This window comes from Roseivivax marinus (genome assembly GCF_900109705.1).
GTDB classification, from domain to species: Bacteria; Pseudomonadota; Alphaproteobacteria; order Rhodobacterales; family Rhodobacteraceae; genus Roseivivax; species Roseivivax marinus.
Window position 1 is genome coordinate 480,578 of sequence record NZ_FOAI01000001.1, and the last position, 17,004, is coordinate 497,581.

The following is a 17,004-nucleotide window of genomic DNA, read 5'->3' on the forward strand; positions in this document are numbered from 1 at the left end:
CGCGAGCGAGTTGACAGAGCCGTGAGGCTTTCCTATCTCCGGCGCGTTAGCACTCGACTAGGGTGAGTGCTAAAGGCCCGCCTGACCGAGGGGGGCTGGATATAAACTTTGAGCCAAGGAGACTCGAAGATGGCATTCAAACCGCTTCATGACCGCGTGCTGGTTCGTCGTGTCGAGAGCGACGACAAGACCAAGGGCGGTCTGATCATCCCCGACAGCGCGAAAGAAAAGCCGGCTGAGGGTGTGATCGTTGCGTGTGGCGACGGCGCGCGCAAGGACTCGGGCGAACTGATCGACATGGCCGTGAAGGCCGGCGACAAGGTGCTGTTCGGCAAGTGGTCGGGCACCGAAGTTTCGATCGACGGCGAAGACCTTCTGATCATGAAGGAATCGGACATCCTCGGCATCATCGAGGACGCATCGCAGGCCGCCGCGGCCTGATCGCACTCCCGACGATCGCCAGAATTTTCCCGTATTTTAGGAGCGAAACGAAATGTCTGCCAAGGACGTGAAATTCGATACCGACGCCCGCAACAAGATGCTTCGCGGCGTCAACATCCTCGCCGACGCGGTGAAGGTCACGCTCGGTCCCAAGGGCCGCAACGTGGTCCTCGACAAGTCGTTCGGCGCGCCCCGCATCACCAAAGACGGTGTGTCGGTCGCCAAAGAGATCGAGCTTGAGGACAAGTTCGAGAACATGGGCGCGCAGATGGTCAAGGAAGTGGCCAGCCGCACCAACGACGAAGCCGGTGACGGCACGACCACCGCGACCGTTCTCGCGCAGTCGATCGTCAAGGAAGGCGTGAAGGCCGTGTCCGCGGGCATGAACCCGATGGACCTCAAGCGCGGCATCGATCTCGCCACCGCGAAGGTCGTGGACCAGATCAAGGGCGCAGCCCGCAAGGTCGAGAACTCCGACGAAGTCAGCCAAGTCGGCACCATCTCGGCCAACGGCGAAGCATCGATCGGCAAGATGATCGCGGACGCCATGCAGCGCGTCGGCAACGAGGGTGTCATCACCGTCGAGGAGAACAAGGGCACCGAGACCGACGTCGAAGTCGTCGAGGGCATGCAGTTCGACCGCGGCTACCTGAGCCCCTACTTCGTCACCAACTCCGAGAAGATGATCGCGGAGCTCGACGACTGCCTCATCCTGCTGCACGAGAAGAAGCTCTCGTCGCTGCAGCCGATGGTCCCGCTCCTCGAGCAGGTCATCCAGTCGCAGAAGCCGCTTCTCATCATCGCTGAAGATGTCGAAGGCGAAGCTCTCGCAACTCTCGTCGTGAACAAGCTGCGCGGCGGCCTCAAGATCGCAGCCGTGAAGGCACCGGGCTTCGGCGACCGCCGCAAGGCCATGCTGCAGGACATCGCGATCCTGACCGGCGGCCAGGTGATCTCGGAAGATCTCGGCATGAAGCTCGAGAACGTCACCATGGACATGCTCGGCTCGGCCAAGCGCGTGGCGATCTCGAAGGACGAGACCACCATCGTTGACGGCAACGGCGACTCGGGCGAGATCGAAGCGCGCGTCAGCCAGATCCGCGGCCAGATCGAGGAGACCACCTCGGACTACGACCGTGAGAAGCTGCAGGAGCGTGTTGCCAAGCTGGCGGGCGGCGTGGCCGTCATCCGCGTCGGCGGTGCGACCGAGATCGAGGTGAAAGAGCGCAAGGACCGCGTCGATGACGCCCTGAACGCGACCCGCGCGGCCGTGCAGGAAGGCATCGTCGTCGGCGGTGGCGTCTCCCTCATCCAGGGTGCCAAAGCGCTCGAGGGTGTCGAGGGTGCGAACTCCGACCAGAACGCCGGTATCGCGATCGTCCGCAAGGCGCTCGAGGCGCCGCTGCGCCAGATCGCCGAGAACGCGGGCGTGGACGGCTCGGTCGTCGCGGGCAAGATCCGCGAGAGCCAGGACCTCAAGTTCGGCTATAACGCGCAGACCGACGAGTACGGCGACATGTTCAAGTTCGGCGTGATCGACCCCGCGAAGGTCGTACGCACCGCGCTTGAGGACGCCGCGTCGATCGCAGGCCTGCTCATCACCACCGAAGCGATGGTCGCCGACAAGCCGCAGAAGGACGGCGGCGCCGGTGCCGGTGGCGGCATGCCCGACATGGGCGGCATGGGCGGCATGATGTAATCAGCCGTCCCGTCCGACCGGACGAGACAGGGGCCCGGCGGCAACGCCGGGCCCTTTTTCGTGCCATCGGGGTCTGCGAGGGACCGGGATTCCCGGCAGGCGGGCCTGAATGCGGCGCAGTGCGCCGGGAATCGGACCAAAAGTCACATTAGGCTTGACGAAGATGTCGGCCGGCCGAACGCCGGGCGCGGTGTTGCCCCCGCGTCAAGGGATTTTCTTGCGTCCCTCGTGGGTTGCGTTGCCTGACCCAACGTAAGAATCGGCTCGAAACGTGTCCCGCGGCCAGTGTCCGACCCGACACATATGGCGCCTCTTGAGGCCTGCGCCGCCACGTTCCGCTTCCCTTCGGCGGAACCCTGCCGGATTGTCCTCGTTAATCGGGCAGACAAGGAAACGAGAGCCATGACACCCACGATCATCTACCTGCTCATGTTCGCGAGCGTTGCAGGCATGTTCCTTCTGACTGCCGCCGTCATCGCGTTCGTCGGCCGTCTGCCTGCCGATGCCCAGACCGGCCAGACGCCGAGCCGCGTGGCCGGCGCCGGCTGAGGCCGAACACATCTCTATGCAACCGGAAAGGGAGTGCCTCGGCGCTCCCTTTTCTTTTCCCCGGTCCCGCACCGCCGGGATGTTTCCGCCAAGCAGAAGACGTTGCCATTCCGCGGCCTGAGGGCGGTCAGATAGCCATCGAGGCCGCGGCGGGAACGTAGTCGCCCCGCGCGCTGTTGGCCCCGCGGGGAGGCGTCATACCAGACCAAGGAGACCACCATGCAGCGTTTCACCGACAAGACCGTCATCGTCACCGGCGCTGGGTCCGGCATCGGCGCCGCGACCGTCCGCCGCTTCCACGACGAGGGTGCGAACGTGGTCCTCGTGGGCCGCACGAAGGACAAGCTCGAAAGCGCGGCCGAAGGGCTCGAGCGAACGCTCTGCGTTTCGGCAGACGTGGGCAGCGAGGACGACTGCGCCCGGGTGGTCGAAGAGGCGCACGACACGTTCGGCCCCGTCGACGTGCTGGTGAACAATGCCGGCGTCGTGGCGCAGGGCCGGGTCGAGGAAGTCTCGGTCGAGGACTGGGAAAAGGTCATCCGCATCGACCTGACCGGCGTGTTCCTGATGTCCCGCGCGGTGATGGACGACCTGTCGAAACGGGGCGGCTCGGTGGTCAACACCTCGTCCGTTTCGGGCACCGGCGGCGACTGGGCGATGGCGGCCTACAACGCGGCCAAGGGCGGCGTGACCAACCTGACCCGTGCCATGGCGCTCGATGCCAAGCGCACCGGCGTGCGCTGCAACGCGGTCTGCCCGTCGATGACCGACACCGACATGGCCTCGGGGATCAAGGACAACGACGATACCTTCGAGACGTTCAAGGGCCGCATCCCGCTGGGTCGCCCGGCGGACCCGGCCGAGGTGGGCGACGTGATCGTGTTCCTCGCAAGCTACGACGCGCGCTTCGTCAACGGGGTGAACCTGCCGGTGGACGGGGGGCTTTCGGCCTCGAACGGTCAGCCGGACATGGCCTGAGCCTCTGCGCGCTTCGGTCTCCGGGGCCGAAGTTCAGTAAAGGCGAATCCACCGGGCGGCGCGGGCCCCCTCCCGCCCGCGCTGCCGGCGTGATAGCGACGGGTGACACCGTCGCGGGGAGGACATCCGATGTTCCGAAACCAGTTCATGCGCGAGATGCACGCGGGCGAGGAAGATGCCGTGGAGGCGCTTTTGCGCGCGGCGTTCGGCCAGCCCGACGAGGCGACGCTGGTACGCAAGCTGCGCAAGCAGGGCGTCATCGCCGGTGAGGCCGTCGTGCCGGGCGAAGACGGGCCGGTCGGCTACGTCGCGCTGTCGGACATGGTCGCGCCCAAGGGCTGGCTCTGCCTCGCGCCGGTGGCCGTGGCGCCGGATCAGCAGGGTCAGGGGATCGGGCGGCGCCTTTGCGGGATGATCTCGGAATGGGCGCGGCAGGCAGGCCAGACGGTCGTGGTGCTGGGTGAGCCGGGCTTCTACCAGCGCGCCGGCTTTTCACTGGAACGCGCGCAGAAGCTGGCCTCGCCGTTCCCGCTGGATCATACGCTGATCGCGCGGCCGGGCGAGGACATGCCGAAAGACCGGCTGGTCTATCCCAAGGCGTTCGGAGCCACAGAATGAGCCGACGCGACCCGAGGCGCACCCTGCGCGTGCCGGTGACGGACTGTGGCGTCGCGCATCTGCGGGCACGGGCGCGGGGGCGCAGCCTGGCCGATGCGTTGCGGCGGATCGCCGAGAGCCACGAGGGAGACATTCCGCCCGCGCCCGAGGACACGCACCGCCTGCTGCCGGTGCAGCTGCCCGCCCGCCTGCGCGCGACGCTCGCGGCACGTGGCGCGGACGAGGGGCGCGGGGCGGCAGACACGCTGGCGGGCATTCTCGGGGCGGCGACGGAGGGGCGGACCTGATGCGCCTGTTTCTCCTGACCGCGCTGACGATGGTCGCCTTCGCCGCGAATTCTGTCCTGAACCGCCTCGCGCTGGCGTCCGGAGAAATCGAGGCCGGGACCTTCGGCACGGTGCGCCTGATCGCCGGCGCGGTCACCCTCGGCGCGCTGTGCCTCCTGCGCGACGGGCGGCTCCGGCTGGGCGGACCTGGCCGGGCGGTCGCCGTGGCTGCGCTTGTCGTCTACATCTACGGCTTCTCGGCGGCCTACCGCGCGCTCGATGCGGGGCTCGGGGCGCTGATCCTCTTCGGCACGGTTCAGGTGACCATGTTCGCCGGCGCGCTGCGCGGAGGAGAGCGTCCACCCGCGCAGAAATGGATCGGAGCTGCCGTTGCCGCGGCGGGTCTGGTCTGGCTGCTCTGGCCGGGCGAGGGTCCGCAGACCTCGACGCTGCACGGACTGGCCATGGTCGCCGCCGGGGCGGGCTGGGGCGTCTACTCGCTGGTTGGGCGCGGGGCGCCGGACCCGCTCATGGGCTCGGCCGCGAATTTCGTCCTGGCCGCGCCGATCGGGCTGGCGATCGGGCTGATCCTCGAAGGCGGTGTCGGGGCCATCTCGGCGTTCGGGCTGGTCCTTGCGGTGCTGTCGGGAGCGGTGACATCCGGGCTGGGATACGCCCTGTGGTACACGGTCCTGCCCCGGCTTCAGGCCAGCACCGCCGCGGTCGCCCAGTTGAGCGTGCCGGCCATCGCCATCGCCGGTGGCTGGCTGGTGCTGGGAGAGGCGCTGACGGCAGAGGCCGCGCTTGCCGCGCTCATCGTGCTGGGGGGCGTCGCGCTGGCCGTGCTGGCGCCGAGGCGCCCATGAGCGTGGCGCTGACCTTCACCGGCGCCGAGGTGCTGCGCCCCGACGGTTGGGACGACGGCCCGGTGTCCGTGACCGACGGACTGCTGCGCGACGGGACCGGTGCTCGGGCGGTGGACCTTTCGGGCTTCCGCCTGTTGCCGGGGATCGTGGACCTGCACGGCGACGGCTTCGAGCGGCACGTCGCCCCCCGGCGCGGTGCGCTGCGCGAGACCCGGGCGGGCCTCGTCGCGACCGAGGCGGAGCTGGCGGCGAACGGGATCACCACCGGCTATCTCGCACAATTCTGGAGCTGGGAGGGCGGTCTGCGCGGCCCGGACTTCGCCACCGCGCTGATCGAGGCGTGGGCGTCGCTGCGGGACAGCTTCGACACCGACCTGCGGATGCAGCTGCGGCTCGAGACCCACATGCTGGGCGACTACGACAGGGTCGCCGCGCTCGTGGCAGAGCAACGGATCGGCTATCTTGTTTTCAACGATCACCTCCAGCACGAAAGACTGGCCGAGGGCCGACGGCCCAAGCAGATGACGGGACAGGCGCTCAAGAGCGGGCGCTCGCCCGAGGCGCACTTTGCCCTGATGACGGCGCTGCACGACCGAAGCGGCGAGGTGCCCGAGGCGGCCGCGGCGCTGGCACATCGTTTGTCCGGGCAGGGCGTGGCCATCGGCAGCCATGACGACGCGGATGCCGACGAGCGCAACACTTGGCGCGACCGCGGCGCACGGATCGCCGAGTTTCCTGAAACCCGCGCGGCGGCGGAGGCCGCGCGGGCGGCGGGCGAGCCGGTCATCCTCGGTGCGCCGAATGTTGTGCGAGGGGCGAGCCACAAGGGCAACGTGTCGGCGGCGGAGCTGGTGGCCGAGGGGCTCTGCGACGCGCTGGCATCGGACTACCATTATCCCGCCCCGCGCGCCGCCGCCCTGCGGCTCGCCGAGACCGGCGTGATCGACCTGGCCACCGCGTGGCGGCTGGTGTCGGAAGGACCGGCGCGTGTCATGGACCTCGCCGACCGGGGGCGCATCGCCGACGGCCTGCGCGCGGATCTCGTGGTGCTCGACGCCGAGGATCGCGTCGCGGCGACGTTCGCGGGCGGCGCGGTCACTTACATGCGCGGAGAGGCGGCGCGTCGGATCGTGGGCTGAGGCCGGTTGCAACACCCGTTCAATGCGAAGACGGTCCTGCGATCGGCTTCGCGGAAGGCTGCGCGTGGATCGGCGTGCTCGACACTGGGGCGGACGGGCCGACAGCGCGCGCCGAAGTTGCCTAGCGGAGCGGCGGCCGCGATGGTCCGGTTTCCGAAACGCGCGAGACAGGCCCGCAACGCACGCGCAAAGCTTTGGCCGGGGACACGACCGCCCCGTCTGGCGGCTCAGCGGCGTACGCGGTTGACGTGGCCCATCTTGCGGCCGGGCCGGGCGTCGCCCTTGCCGTAGAGATGGAGCGCCGCGTCGCTCTCTCCGGCGATCCGCGGCACCGCGTCGATGTCGTCGCCGATCAGGTTCTCCATGACCACGTCGGCATGGCGCTGCCCGTCGCCCAGGGGCCAGCCGGCCACCGCGCGGATATGCTGTTCGAACTGGTCGACGGTGCAGCCGTTCTGGGTCCAGTGGCCGGAGTTGTGGACGCGTGGCGCGATCTCGTTCACCACGAGGCCGGCATCGGTCACGAACAGCTCCACCCCCATGACACCGACGTAGTCGAGCGCGTTGAGGATGCGCGCGGCCAGCAGCACGGCGTCGGTCGCGACGGAGCCGGGCACCGAGGCGGGAACGGTCGTAGTCCGCAGGATGCCGCCCTCGTGCACGTTCTCGCCCGGATCGAAGCAAGACACGGCGCCATCGAGCCCGCGCGCTGCGATGACGGAGATCTCGCAGCGGAAATCTACGAAGCCTTCCAGCACCGAGGGCGCGCCGCTGACGGCCTCCCAGGCGGAGCCTGCCGCGTCAGGGGTCGAAAGCCGCGCCTGTCCCTTGCCGTCGTAGCCGAAGCGACGGGTCTTGAGGATCGCGGGGGTGCCGACGCTTTCCAGTGCCGCGGCGAGGCTGTCGGGATCGTGCACCTCGGCCCATGGCGCGACTTTCAGGCCAAGCTCTTCGAGGAACGCCTTCTCGGTGGCGCGGTCCTGGCTCACCCGGAGCGCCTCGCGGCCCGGCCGGATGGGGCGGATGCTCTCGATCCGGTCGAGCGCCTCCGTGGGGATGTTCTCGAACTCGTAAGTGACCACGTCCACGCTTTCGGCGAAGGCGTCGAGGGCGGCGAGGTCGTCGTAGCCCGCCGTCGTGACCTTGTGTGCCACGTGGCCCGCCGGGGCGTCGGCGCCGGGGTCGAAGACATGGGCCCTGAGGCCGAGGCGAGCGGCGGCGACCGACAGCATCCGGCCGAGCTGACCGCCGCCGAGGATGCCGATGGTGCTGCCGGAAGGAAGGGGGGACGTCATGGGGGCCTCGTGCGTGATGGTGGGCGCCGGGCCGGACCGACGCCGGACAGGGTCAGTCGCGGACCGGTTCGTCGGGGATGGACGCCGACAGCTCGGACCGCCAGGTGTCGAGCCGCTCGGCCAGCTTCGGGTCGTTCAGGGCCAGGATTTGCGCGGCCATGAGGCCTGCGTTCGCCGCGCCCGCGCCGCCGATCGCCATGGTGGCCACCGGGAATCCGCGGGGCATCTGGACGATTGAATAAAGGCTGTCGACGCCCGAAAGCGCCTTCGTCTGCACCGGCACGCCGATCACCGGCACGCGGGTCTTGGACGCCATCATGCCCGGCAGGTGCGCGGCGCCACCGGCGCCGGCGATGATGACCTGCAATCCGCGCCCGACCGCCTCGCGTCCGTAGCTCCACAGCCGGTCCGGGGTGCGGTGTGCCGACACGATCTTGACCTCGTGGTCGATGCCCAGCGTGTCGAGGATGTCGGCGGCCTCCTTCATGGTGGACCAGTCCGACTGGCTGCCCATGACGATGCCCGCACGGGGCGCGCGCTCTGCGCTCATGCTGCGCTCCTTGCCGTTGATTGGGCGGGGTTATACCCCGCCGCGCGGCTTACGCAATGATGTCGGGGAAGAGCCGGTCCTCGATCCACGAGATCCGGTCCTTGAGCGCCAGCTTCTTGCGCTTCAGACGCTGCAGCATCAGCGCGTCGGAACTGCTGCGCTCCTGCAGGGCGCGGATCGAATCGTCGAGCTCGCGGTGCTCGCGTTTGAACCATTCCAGCTCCACGCGCAGCACGTCGTCGCTTTTCATGGACAGGTCGGTCGGGGCGTTCATCGCGGGTGGATCCCTTGCAGTCAGAGGGCATCAGCATACACGAACCGCCCGCACGCGGGAAGGCGCGCGTTCCCGCTTTGGGCCGTGCGCGACTTGCACGGAAGCGGACGTCACCCCATATTTCTCCCAGGGCCGCCGTACCGGGGTCCGATTGACGGTCGCTTGCCTAGAGGACGTGTCGATGACCAAACTCACCTTGGGGTCTCATCCCCACATGCTCGGGTTCGAACAGCTCGAGCGCCTTCTGGAACGGACCGCCAAGTCTGGAAACGAAGGCTATCCGCCCTACAACATAGAACAGACGTCCCAGACGTCTTACCGGATCACGCTCGCGGTGGCGGGCTTTGCCGAGGACGACCTCTCGATCACGATCGAGGACCGGCAGCTTGTCATCCGGGGCCGCCAGACCGACGACGGCACCGAGCGGGTGTTCCTGCACCGCGGAATCGCCGCGCGCCAGTTTCAGCGGAGCTTCGTGCTCGCAGACGGCGTCGAGGTCGAGGAAGCAGTCATAGAGAACGGACTGCTGCACGTGGATTTGCGCCTGTCCCGCCCGGAAACGGTGGTGCAGACGATCGACATCAGAAAGGGGTGAGTTCCATGGACACTCAGGTTGATCTCAAGATGCTCGACACAGGCCGCACGGTCTACGTTCGTCCGGTGGCGGTGGACGAACTGCCCGAGGATGTGCGCGAGCAGGCCGAGGGCCTCGACACCATCTATGCCGTGCACGCCGCCGACGGCGAACGCCTCGCCCTGGTGCGCGAGCGGAACCTCGCCTTCGTGATCGCGCGCCAGAACGACATGACGCCCGTGACGGTGCACTGACGTCGGCGACGGGCGCGCCGCAGTCGATGCCCGTTGTTTGAGAAATGGAAAGACCGGCCGCACTTGGGTGCGGGCCGGTCTTTTTCGTTCCGGGCGGTCCGTCGACAGGGGCGCACTGGGGCGCTGCGCGGGGCCGCATCGCTCACGCGCTTGGCCGACATCACCTGCCACGACATCGGGGGTTTTCGCATAGAAAAAGGCCCCGGTCCGAGTGGCGGACCGGGGCCTCTGTCTGTTCTGACGTGCCTTTCGCGGGGTCAGCCCGCGATCAGGCCCATCTGCTCGAGCTTCAGCACCACCTGGTGGGCGCAGTTGTCCACGTCCTGGCCTTCGGTGTCGACGCGCAGTTCCGGGTTCTCGGGCGTGTCGTAGGGATCGGAGATGCCGGTGAACTCCTTGATCTTGCCCTCGCGTGCCAGCTTGTAGAGACCCTTGCGGTCCCGCCGCTCGCATTCCTCGAGCGAGGTCGCCACGTGAACCTCGACAAAGGCGCCGTAGCTTTCGATTTCCTCGCGAACGGCGCGCCGGGTGGCCGCGTACGGCGCGATCGGGGCGCAGAGCGCGATGCCGCCGTTCTTGGTGATCTCGCTTGCGACATAACCGATGCGGCGGATGTTGAGGTCGCGGTGCTCCTTCGAGAAGCCGAGCTCGGAGGACAGGTTCTTCCGCACGATGTCACCGTCGAGGAGCGTCACCGGGCGACCGCCCATCTCCATCAGCTTGACCATGAGCGCGTTGGCGATGGTCGACTTGCCCGACCCCGAGAATCCGGTGAAGAACACGGTGAAGCCCTGCTTCGAGCGCGGCGGCTTGGTGCGGCGCAGCTCCTGAACCACCTCGGGGAACGAGAACCAGTCGGGGATCTCGAGACCTTCCTGCAGGCGGCGGCGCAGCTCGGTGCCCGAGATGTTGAGGATGGTCACGTCATCCTTGTCGGCGATCTCGTCCGACGCCTCGTACTGTGCGCGCTCCTGCACGTAGACCATGTGCTTGAACGGCACCATCTCGATGCCGATCTCGTCCTTGTATTCGTTGAACAGGTCCTGCGCGTCGTAGGGGCCGTAGAAGTCCTCGCCCTGGCTGTTCTTGCCGGGGCCGGCGTGGTCACGGCCGACGATGAAGTGGGTGCAGCCGTGGTTGCGGCGGATCAGGCCGTGCCAGACCGCCTCGCGCGGGCCGGCCATGCGCATCGCAAGGTTCAGCAGGCTCATCGTGGTGGTCGAGGCCGGGTACTTGTCCAGAACCGCCTCGTAGCAGCGGACCCGCGTGAAGTGATCGACATCGCCCGGCTTGGTCATGCCCACGACGGGGTGGATCAGCAGGTTTGCCTGGCTCTCGCGCGCCGCGCGGAAGGTCAGCTCCTGGTGGGCGCGGTGCAGCGGGTTGCGCGTCTGGAACGCGACGACCTTGCGCCAGCCCAGCTTGCGGAAGCGCGCGCGCAGTTCGTTCGGCGTGTCGCGGCTGGCGCGGAAATCGTAGTGCACCGGCTGCTGGATGCCGGTCACGGGGCCGCCGAGATATACGTTGCCCGCGGTGTTGTGCAGGTAGTTGACCGCCGGGTGTGCGCTGTCGTCCGCGCCAAAGACCTTCTCGGCCTCGCGCGCCTTGTTCGGCACCCACTTGTCGGTGACGGTCATGGTCGCGAGGATGACGCCCTCCTGGTCCCGCAGGGCGATGTCCTGACCTTCCTCGATCTTCTCGGCGAATGCCTCGGTCACGTCCAGCGTGATCGGCATCGGCCAGAGCGAGCCGTCGGCGAGGCGCATGGTCTCGACCACGCTGTTGTAGTCCTCTTCCGTCAGGAAGCCCTTCAGCGGGTTGAAGCCGCCGTTCATCAGAAGCTCGAGGTCACAGATCTGGCGCGGGCTGAGGTCGTGGCTGACCAGGTTGCCGGCCTCCACCTTCATCTTCTGCGCGCTCTCGTAGGACACGTAGAGTTCCGGGATCGGGGCGAGGTTCGGCAATTGCATGGTCATGGCACGGTCCGTTGGCGGTTCGAGGTCGGTGCGGCGGCGGGGACACGCACGGGCGCGGCGGCGTCGGAAGATCGTCGGCGCGGGGAGCGGGCCCCATGAAAGTCGCGCGGACGTAGACCCGAAGCCGTCGCCAGTGCAAGGGCAGCCGGCAGCCCCGAGCAAAAAGAGGCAAAAATACCCCGAAGGCCTGCCACGGCGAACATGCGTCCGTCCCCGCGAGGCCTGTCGCGAACGATGGTTTTCGTCAGGAACAGCACAAGGATGCGCGGGTTGTCACCGACACAACACCGCGAGGGAGAGCACGCATGAGCGACAGCACCGATCTTGGCACCATGACTGCGGCGGAGTTGTCGCGTCTCTTCCGGGCAAAGGAGGCATCCCCGCTGGAGGCGACGCGCGCGGCGCTCGACCGGATCGAGCGCTTCAACCCGGCGGTGAACGCCTACGTTCACGTCGACCGCGAGGGCGCCGAGAAGGCGGCCCGCGCTTCCGCGCAGCGCTGGGGCCGGGGCGAACCGCTGTCGCCGCTCGACGGTGTTCCGGTCTCGATGAAGGACCTGACCGAAGTCGCCGGGATGCCGGCACGTGACGGTTCGCTCCTGTCGTCGGACGAGCCCTGCGAGACGGACGCTCCGCCCGCCGCGCGGATGCGCGAGGCCGGCGCGGTGATCCTCGGCAAGACCAACACGCCGGAGTTCGGCTGGAAGGGCGTGACCGACAACCGCGTGTTCGGGGCCACCCGGAACCCGTGGGACACGTCGCTGACACCGGGCGGGTCGTCGGGAGGGGCTGCTGCTGCCGCGGCGCTGAACATGGGCGCGCTGCACCAGGGCGGCGATTCGGGTGGGTCGATCCGGATCCCGGCCGCATTCACCGGCACCTTCGGGTTCAAGCCGACCTTCGGCTGGACGCCGCAATGGCCCCCCGCCAAGGTTCCGACACTGTCGCATATCGGCCCGATCACCCGCACGGTCGAGGACGCGGTGCTAATGCTTAACCACATCGGCCGCTACGATCACCGCGACCCGTACGCCGTGCGCGGTATGCCCGACGACTGGGGCGACGGCGTCATGGACGGCATCTCGGACCTGCGCATCGCGTTCTCGCCGACACTGGGCGGTGTCGAGGTGGACCCGCAGATCGCGCGCCGCGTGGCCGAGGCCGCCAAGGCGTTCGAGGACCTCGGTGCCGAGGTGGTCGAGGCGGAGCCGCCGGAGTTCGACTGCCCGATCGACACCTACAAGCGGATCTGGTGGACCGCCTCGCGCGATCTCTACCTTTCCCTGTCGGAAAGCGATCGCGAAAAGCTCGATCCGGGCCTCGTGGACAATGCCATCGCCGCCGAAAGCTGGACGGCCGTCGACCTCTTCCGGGCCGAGGCGCATCGCGCGGAACTGACCCAGAGGCTCGAGCGCTTCAATCAGGAATACCACCTGCTGCTGTGCCCGACTCTTCCGATCCAGCCGTTCCTCGCGGAGCACGACGTGCCGCCCGGCTCGGGGATGACAGACTGGACCGAGTGGTCGCCGTTTACTTACCCGTTCAATCTCAGCCAGCAGCCGGCCGCGTCGATCCCCTGCGGCTTCACCGCCGAAGGACTGCCGGTGGGCCTCCAGCTGGCGGGCGGCAAGTACGACGACCGGCGCGTGCTGCGCGCCGCGGCGGCATACCTGAACGCACATCCCGCACGTTTCCCGACGGTCCCGGATCCGGCCGAAACCGCGGTCTGACACCTCTTTCCAGTGGCCCCTCACTCAGCACCACCAATCAGGAGAGCCGCAATGATCGTTCGCCAGAAGGCCGACGCCGAGAAAACCGCCGTGGACGAGGACAAGTTCGTGTCCAAGCGCTACACGCTGCGCAAGGACGGCATGGGCCATTCCGTCCACGAAACATACATCAAGCCCGGCCAGTCGCTGCACATGTGGTACAAGAACCACAAGGAAACGGTGATCTGCACCGAGGGCCGCGGCAAGATCGAGGATCTGACCGAAGGCGGGTCGTGGGACCTCGAACCAGGCGTGCTCTACGCGCTCGACAAGCATCAGAAGCACATCCTGTCGAGCGAGGAGGGCATGACCGTGCTTTGCGTCTTCACGCCCTCGCTCGTCGGGCCGGAGGATCATGACGAAGAGGGCAGCTATCCGCTCTACGAGGACGACGGGACCGTCGTGAAGCACTGATCCTAGGCACGTGCGGTCTGTCTCTGAAGGCCAGCGCCGCCCTGTGCTTGCCCTTGGGGTAGCGTCGCGGCATGCCATGTCCGGGCCCGGGACGGGTGAGAGCAGAAGGAGGGACAGCATGTGCAAGGCAGGTGGCGGAACGGCGACCGGAACGGTCCTGATCGAGAACGAGCGTGTCCGCGTGACCGAATGGCAGTTTGCGGCGCGCGGCGACAACACCGGCTGGCACCGGCACGACTGCGATTACGTGGTCGTGCCGAAATTCGACGGCATCCTCGAAGTGGACTCGGGCGGCGATGCGCCGGTGCGGGTCGAGACGCGCGCCGACGCCCCCTATTTCCGCCAGCGTGGCGTGGAACACGACGTGATCAACGGCAACGACTTTCCCTGCGCCTTCGTCGAGATCGAGCTTCTGGAGAACGGGCGAGGCTGAGGCGCGTCCCCGCAGCGAAAAGGGCGCGTCCCGCGACGCGCCCCTCTTGCTGATCTGGTCGTATGTGTCCGGCGCGGTTACTCCGCCGCCGGCTCCACCGGGGCGCCGTAGCCGAGCGGTTCGGTTTCGTCCTTGCCCTCGTCGAGGTCCTGTTCGGCCAGCCAACGCTCGGCCTCCAGCGCGGCCATGCAGCCCATGCCGGCCGAGGTCACCGCCTGGCGGTACTTGTGGTCGGTCAGATCGCCCGCGGCGAAGACGCCGGGGATCGACGTCTCGGTCGAGTCGGGCTTGGTCACCACGTAACCGCCCATATGCGTCTCGAGCTTGTCCTTCACCAGCTCGTTCGCGGGCGCGTGGCCGATGGCGATGAAGACGCCCTTGGCGGGGATCTCGGTGACCTCGCCGGTCTTGACGTTCCTGACGCGCACACCCTCGACGCCGAGCGGGTTCTCGGTGCCGGTCACCTCTTCGAGGCCGTGGTCCCACAGCATCTCGATCTTGGGGTTCTTGAAGAGGCGATCCTGCAGGATTTTCTCGGCGCGCAGTTCGTCGCGGCGGTGGATCAGCGTGACCTTGGAGGCAAAGTTGGTCAGGAACAGCGCCTCTTCCACGGCGGTGTTGCCGCCGCCGACCACGACGATCTCCTGGTTGCGGTAGAAGAAGCCGTCGCAGGTGGCGCAGGCCGAGACGCCGAAGCCCTTGAATTTCTCCTCGGACGGCAGGCCCAGCCACTTGGCGCGGGCACCGGTCGCGAGGATGATCGCGTCGGCCTCGTAGACCGTGCCGCTGTCGCCGTGCGCCTTGTAGGGCCGGGTGTCCAGATCGAGCGAGGTGATGATGTCGCCGATGATCTCGGTGCCCATCGCCTTGGCGTGGGCCTCCATGCGGACCATCAGGTCGGGACCTTGCACCTCCGTGTCGCCGGGCCAGTTCTCGACCTCGGTGGTGGTGGTCAGCTGCCCGCCGGGCTCGATGCCCTGGACGAGGATGGGCTCGAGCATGGCGCGGCTGGCATAGACGCCCGCGGTGTAGCCCGCGGGCCCCGAGCCGATGATCAGAACCTTGGTGCGGCGCGTGTCGGACATGAGGCCGGCCCCCTTCGTGACGTGTCTCTCGGTCTGGCGTGTCGTCGGCATATAGGCGAGGCGGCGCCGATGCGAAAGGCCCGTGCGCGGGGTGCAGGGCGGGCATCGCTCCGGTGCAGGGCGTCAGGTCTTGCATTGGCGCGCGGACCGTGCACAACGCGCTACAGCCCCGAAAAGCATCACCCAGACGCAACATTCTTGTGACAGATTGAAACTTTATTGCGTCGGGCGAGGCTAGGGGGTAAGTATCCGCTCAATTCCACAAGGAGACGACGATGGCAGGCCACAGGCTCGATGCGATCGACCGCAAGATCCTCGCCGAGCTTCAGCAGGACGGGCGCATGACCAATGTCGAGCTGGCCAAGCGCGTGGGCATTTCCGCTCCGCCGTGCCTGCGGCGGGTGCGCGCCCTCGAGGAGCAGGGCTTCATCCGCGGCTACCATGCCGAGGTCGACCCGCGCGAGCTGGGCTTCGAGGTGCAAGTCTTCGCGATGGTCGGACTTCAGAGCCAGGCCGAGGCCGACCTGTCGGCGTTCGAGGCGCGCTGCCGGGAATGGCCCCTCGTGCGCGAATGCCACATGCTGAACGGCGAGGTCGACTTCATCCTGAAATGCGTCTCGCCGGACCTGTCGACCTTCCAGTCCTTCCTGACCTCGCAATTGCTGACCGCGCCCAACGTCGGCAGCGTGAAGACCTCGCTGGTGATCCGTGGTGCCAAGGACGATCCCGGCGTGCCGTTCGAGATCCTGGAAGAGCGTCTGTCGCGGTCGGCCTGACGGCCGCCGCACAATCCGCGCGCGTCGGGCGGTCCGCGGGACGCGCGGTCAGCGCGACCCGAGGCTGTCGAGCACTTCCCGCGTCGTGCGCGGCAGGTTGAGCTCGCCGAACCCGTCGAACCCTTCGAGATGCGGGAAAAGCTTGCGGAAGAGCGGCATGGTCTCTTCGTCCAGGCGGCGCTTGATCGTGGTGCCGGGATGATAGCTTTCGAGCTCGAGCCCGCCGACGCGGATGGTGCCGTGGTGGCGCAGCGCGAGGTGATAGAGGTCAACGGACCCCGCCGGACGGATCTCGAGGATGCGGTCGCCGTCGCGTTGATCGGTCACCGGAACCAGCACGCGCGACTGTCCGATCAGCGTCTTGAGGCGGGCGCAGTCTTCGACCATCCGCGCGCCGGGTCCGAGAACGAGGTCGTTGCCGGGCTTGGCCGGTCCCATCGCCTCCGCCACAATCCGCGTCAGAGCGAGCAGACCGCTGTCCGTGCTCTGGACGTTCGGGATGAAGCTGGTGGAGCCGATCCAGACCACCGGCTCCGGGCCGCGCGTGGTTTCGAGGTAGTCGCCGGGCAACAGGTCCTCGACCGCGACCGGACCACCGACCGTCTGCACCAGCGTGCCGCGTGCGAAGGCGGCGGTCGCCTCCTCGAACACCGGCAGGGCCGGGGCGGTGACGCTGGTGTGGCGGATGGTGAGGTCGGGAAGGAGCGCGGCGGCCTCGTATCGGCGCATGAGAGAGGGTGCGCGACGAGGCCGCCCGTCCGAACGAGCAAACCGGTCCCGGGGGACCGTCAGAGAGAGGGCGTCGCGATAGTCCGTTTGGTACGGCGCGGGGCGAGTCATGTGATGAGTCCCAATTGCTTGGGTCGCATCCGTGTTGGCCCCCACCAACAACGACAGACGGACGATTGCGGCTCTGTATGATGACAAAAGGCCGTAATCTGTCCCGAGTGTCAAAAAAAGCCCCGAATTGACGGCGCGAAGCCGACCAATTCGGGGCTATCTGTCGGGATTGTCGCCCCGAAGGCGCCGGTGGCGCCACATTTTCGAA

20 protein-coding genes are annotated in these 17,004 nt (G+C 67.7%); 14 read left to right on the forward strand and 6 right to left on the reverse strand.

Annotated features, from left to right (window positions below; translation table 11 throughout):
- Window positions 1-129: 129 nt before the first annotated feature.
- The 8 genes from BMX29_RS02195 to BMX29_RS02225 all read left to right on the forward strand — a co-directional run bounded on the left by BMX29_RS02195 (window position 130) and on the right by BMX29_RS02225 (window position 6,556).
- A complete protein-coding gene (locus BMX29_RS02195) occupies window positions 130-441 on the forward strand; it encodes a co-chaperone GroES (protein ID WP_043845479.1) in 312 nt (103 codons plus the stop codon).
- 52 nt (window positions 442-493) lie between these two features.
- The gene (groL, locus tag BMX29_RS02200) at window positions 494-2,140 is read left to right on the forward strand and encodes a chaperonin GroEL (RefSeq protein WP_043845478.1); all 1,647 of its coding nucleotides are present in this window, start codon (window positions 494-496) and stop codon (window positions 2,138-2,140) included.
- 402 nt (window positions 2,141-2,542) lie between these two features.
- Window positions 2,543-2,689, forward strand: coding sequence for a hypothetical protein (locus BMX29_RS19090; RefSeq protein WP_175471099.1), 147 nt, complete (start codon window positions 2,543-2,545; stop codon window positions 2,687-2,689).
- 219 nt (window positions 2,690-2,908) lie between these two features.
- Window positions 2,909-3,667, forward strand: coding sequence for a meso-2,3-butanediol dehydrogenase (gene budC, locus BMX29_RS02205; RefSeq protein ID WP_092810014.1), 759 nt, complete (start codon window positions 2,909-2,911; stop codon window positions 3,665-3,667).
- A gap of 129 nt (window positions 3,668-3,796) precedes the next feature.
- Window positions 3,797-4,285 (forward strand): GNAT family N-acetyltransferase, encoded by a 489-nt coding sequence (locus BMX29_RS02210; RefSeq protein WP_092810016.1) that lies wholly within the window; start codon window positions 3,797-3,799, stop codon window positions 4,283-4,285.
- Window positions 4,282-4,572: a hypothetical protein gene (locus tag BMX29_RS02215; protein ID WP_092810018.1), complete on the forward strand. Its 291-nt coding sequence runs from the start codon at window positions 4,282-4,284 to the stop codon at window positions 4,570-4,572. The genes BMX29_RS02210 and BMX29_RS02215 overlap by 4 nt, the downstream gene beginning before the upstream one ends.
- Window positions 4,572-5,417 (forward strand): DMT family transporter, encoded by an 846-nt coding sequence (locus BMX29_RS02220; protein ID WP_092810020.1) that lies wholly within the window; start codon window positions 4,572-4,574, stop codon window positions 5,415-5,417. Before BMX29_RS02215 ends, BMX29_RS02220 begins: the two co-directional genes overlap by 1 nt.
- A complete protein-coding gene (locus BMX29_RS02225; RefSeq protein WP_092810022.1) occupies window positions 5,414-6,556 on the forward strand; it encodes an alpha-D-ribose 1-methylphosphonate 5-triphosphate diphosphatase in 1,143 nt (380 codons plus the stop codon). Before BMX29_RS02220 ends, BMX29_RS02225 begins: the two co-directional genes overlap by 4 nt.
- A gap of 227 nt (window positions 6,557-6,783) precedes the next feature.
- Here BMX29_RS02225 and BMX29_RS02230 read toward each other — a convergent pair whose 3' ends face one another.
- Genes BMX29_RS02230 through BMX29_RS02240 form a run of 3 tightly spaced genes read right to left on the reverse strand, consistent with a single transcriptional unit; the run spans window position 6,784 to window position 8,675 of the window.
- The gene (locus tag BMX29_RS02230) at window positions 6,784-7,851 is read right to left on the reverse strand and encodes a 5-(carboxyamino)imidazole ribonucleotide synthase (RefSeq protein ID WP_092810024.1); all 1,068 of its coding nucleotides are present in this window, start codon (window positions 7,849-7,851) and stop codon (window positions 6,784-6,786) included.
- Between the two features lie 52 nt (window positions 7,852-7,903).
- Complete coding sequence (gene purE / locus BMX29_RS02235) at window positions 7,904-8,401, reverse strand: 5-(carboxyamino)imidazole ribonucleotide mutase (protein WP_092810026.1); 498 nt, start codon at window positions 8,399-8,401, stop codon at window positions 7,904-7,906.
- 49 nt (window positions 8,402-8,450) lie between these two features.
- Window positions 8,451-8,675 (reverse strand): YdcH family protein, encoded by a 225-nt coding sequence (locus tag BMX29_RS02240; protein WP_043845465.1) that lies wholly within the window; start codon window positions 8,673-8,675, stop codon window positions 8,451-8,453.
- 181 nt (window positions 8,676-8,856) lie between these two features.
- Between BMX29_RS02240 and BMX29_RS02245 the strand changes: the two genes are divergently transcribed.
- Together BMX29_RS02245 and BMX29_RS02250 are read left to right on the forward strand one after the other, a co-directional pair.
- Complete coding sequence (locus BMX29_RS02245) at window positions 8,857-9,270, forward strand: Hsp20 family protein (protein WP_092810028.1); 414 nt, start codon at window positions 8,857-8,859, stop codon at window positions 9,268-9,270.
- Window positions 9,271-9,275: 5 nt separating this feature from the next.
- Window positions 9,276-9,503 (forward strand): DUF1150 family protein, encoded by a 228-nt coding sequence (locus BMX29_RS02250; RefSeq protein ID WP_043845461.1) that lies wholly within the window; start codon window positions 9,276-9,278, stop codon window positions 9,501-9,503.
- Between the two features lie 257 nt (window positions 9,504-9,760).
- Here the strand turns inward: BMX29_RS02250 and BMX29_RS02255 are convergent, their stop codons facing one another.
- Window positions 9,761-11,473 (reverse strand): bifunctional sulfate adenylyltransferase/adenylylsulfate kinase, encoded by a 1,713-nt coding sequence (locus BMX29_RS02255; RefSeq protein ID WP_043845631.1) that lies wholly within the window; start codon window positions 11,471-11,473, stop codon window positions 9,761-9,763.
- Window positions 11,474-11,784: 311 nt separating this feature from the next.
- Here BMX29_RS02255 and BMX29_RS02260 point away from each other — a divergent pair, with 311 nt between their 5' ends.
- From BMX29_RS02260 to BMX29_RS02270, 3 genes are all read left to right on the forward strand, one after another.
- On the forward strand, window positions 11,785-13,209 hold the full coding sequence (locus tag BMX29_RS02260; protein ID WP_092810030.1) for an amidase: 1,425 nt from the start codon (window positions 11,785-11,787) through the stop codon (window positions 13,207-13,209).
- Between the two features lie 51 nt (window positions 13,210-13,260).
- Window positions 13,261-13,662, forward strand: coding sequence for an ectoine synthase (locus BMX29_RS02265; protein WP_043845458.1), 402 nt, complete (start codon window positions 13,261-13,263; stop codon window positions 13,660-13,662).
- 118 nt (window positions 13,663-13,780) lie between these two features.
- Window positions 13,781-14,095, forward strand: a complete 315-nt coding sequence (locus tag BMX29_RS02270; RefSeq protein ID WP_092810032.1) for a cupin domain-containing protein — start codon at window positions 13,781-13,783, stop codon at window positions 14,093-14,095.
- A gap of 77 nt (window positions 14,096-14,172) precedes the next feature.
- On the opposite strand, the gene trxB is transcribed toward BMX29_RS02270, so the two are convergent.
- Window positions 14,173-15,180 (reverse strand): thioredoxin-disulfide reductase, encoded by a 1,008-nt coding sequence (trxB, locus tag BMX29_RS02275; RefSeq protein WP_092810034.1) that lies wholly within the window; start codon window positions 15,178-15,180, stop codon window positions 14,173-14,175.
- Between the two features lie 275 nt (window positions 15,181-15,455).
- Between trxB and BMX29_RS02280 the strand changes: the two genes are divergently transcribed.
- Window positions 15,456-15,956, forward strand: coding sequence for an Lrp/AsnC family transcriptional regulator (locus BMX29_RS02280; protein WP_043845452.1), 501 nt, complete (start codon window positions 15,456-15,458; stop codon window positions 15,954-15,956).
- Between the two features lie 48 nt (window positions 15,957-16,004).
- Here BMX29_RS02280 and BMX29_RS02285 read toward each other — a convergent pair whose 3' ends face one another.
- Window positions 16,005-16,685 (reverse strand): Hint domain-containing protein, encoded by a 681-nt coding sequence (locus BMX29_RS02285; protein WP_043845450.1) that lies wholly within the window; start codon window positions 16,683-16,685, stop codon window positions 16,005-16,007.
- Window positions 16,686-17,004 lie beyond the last annotated feature (319 nt).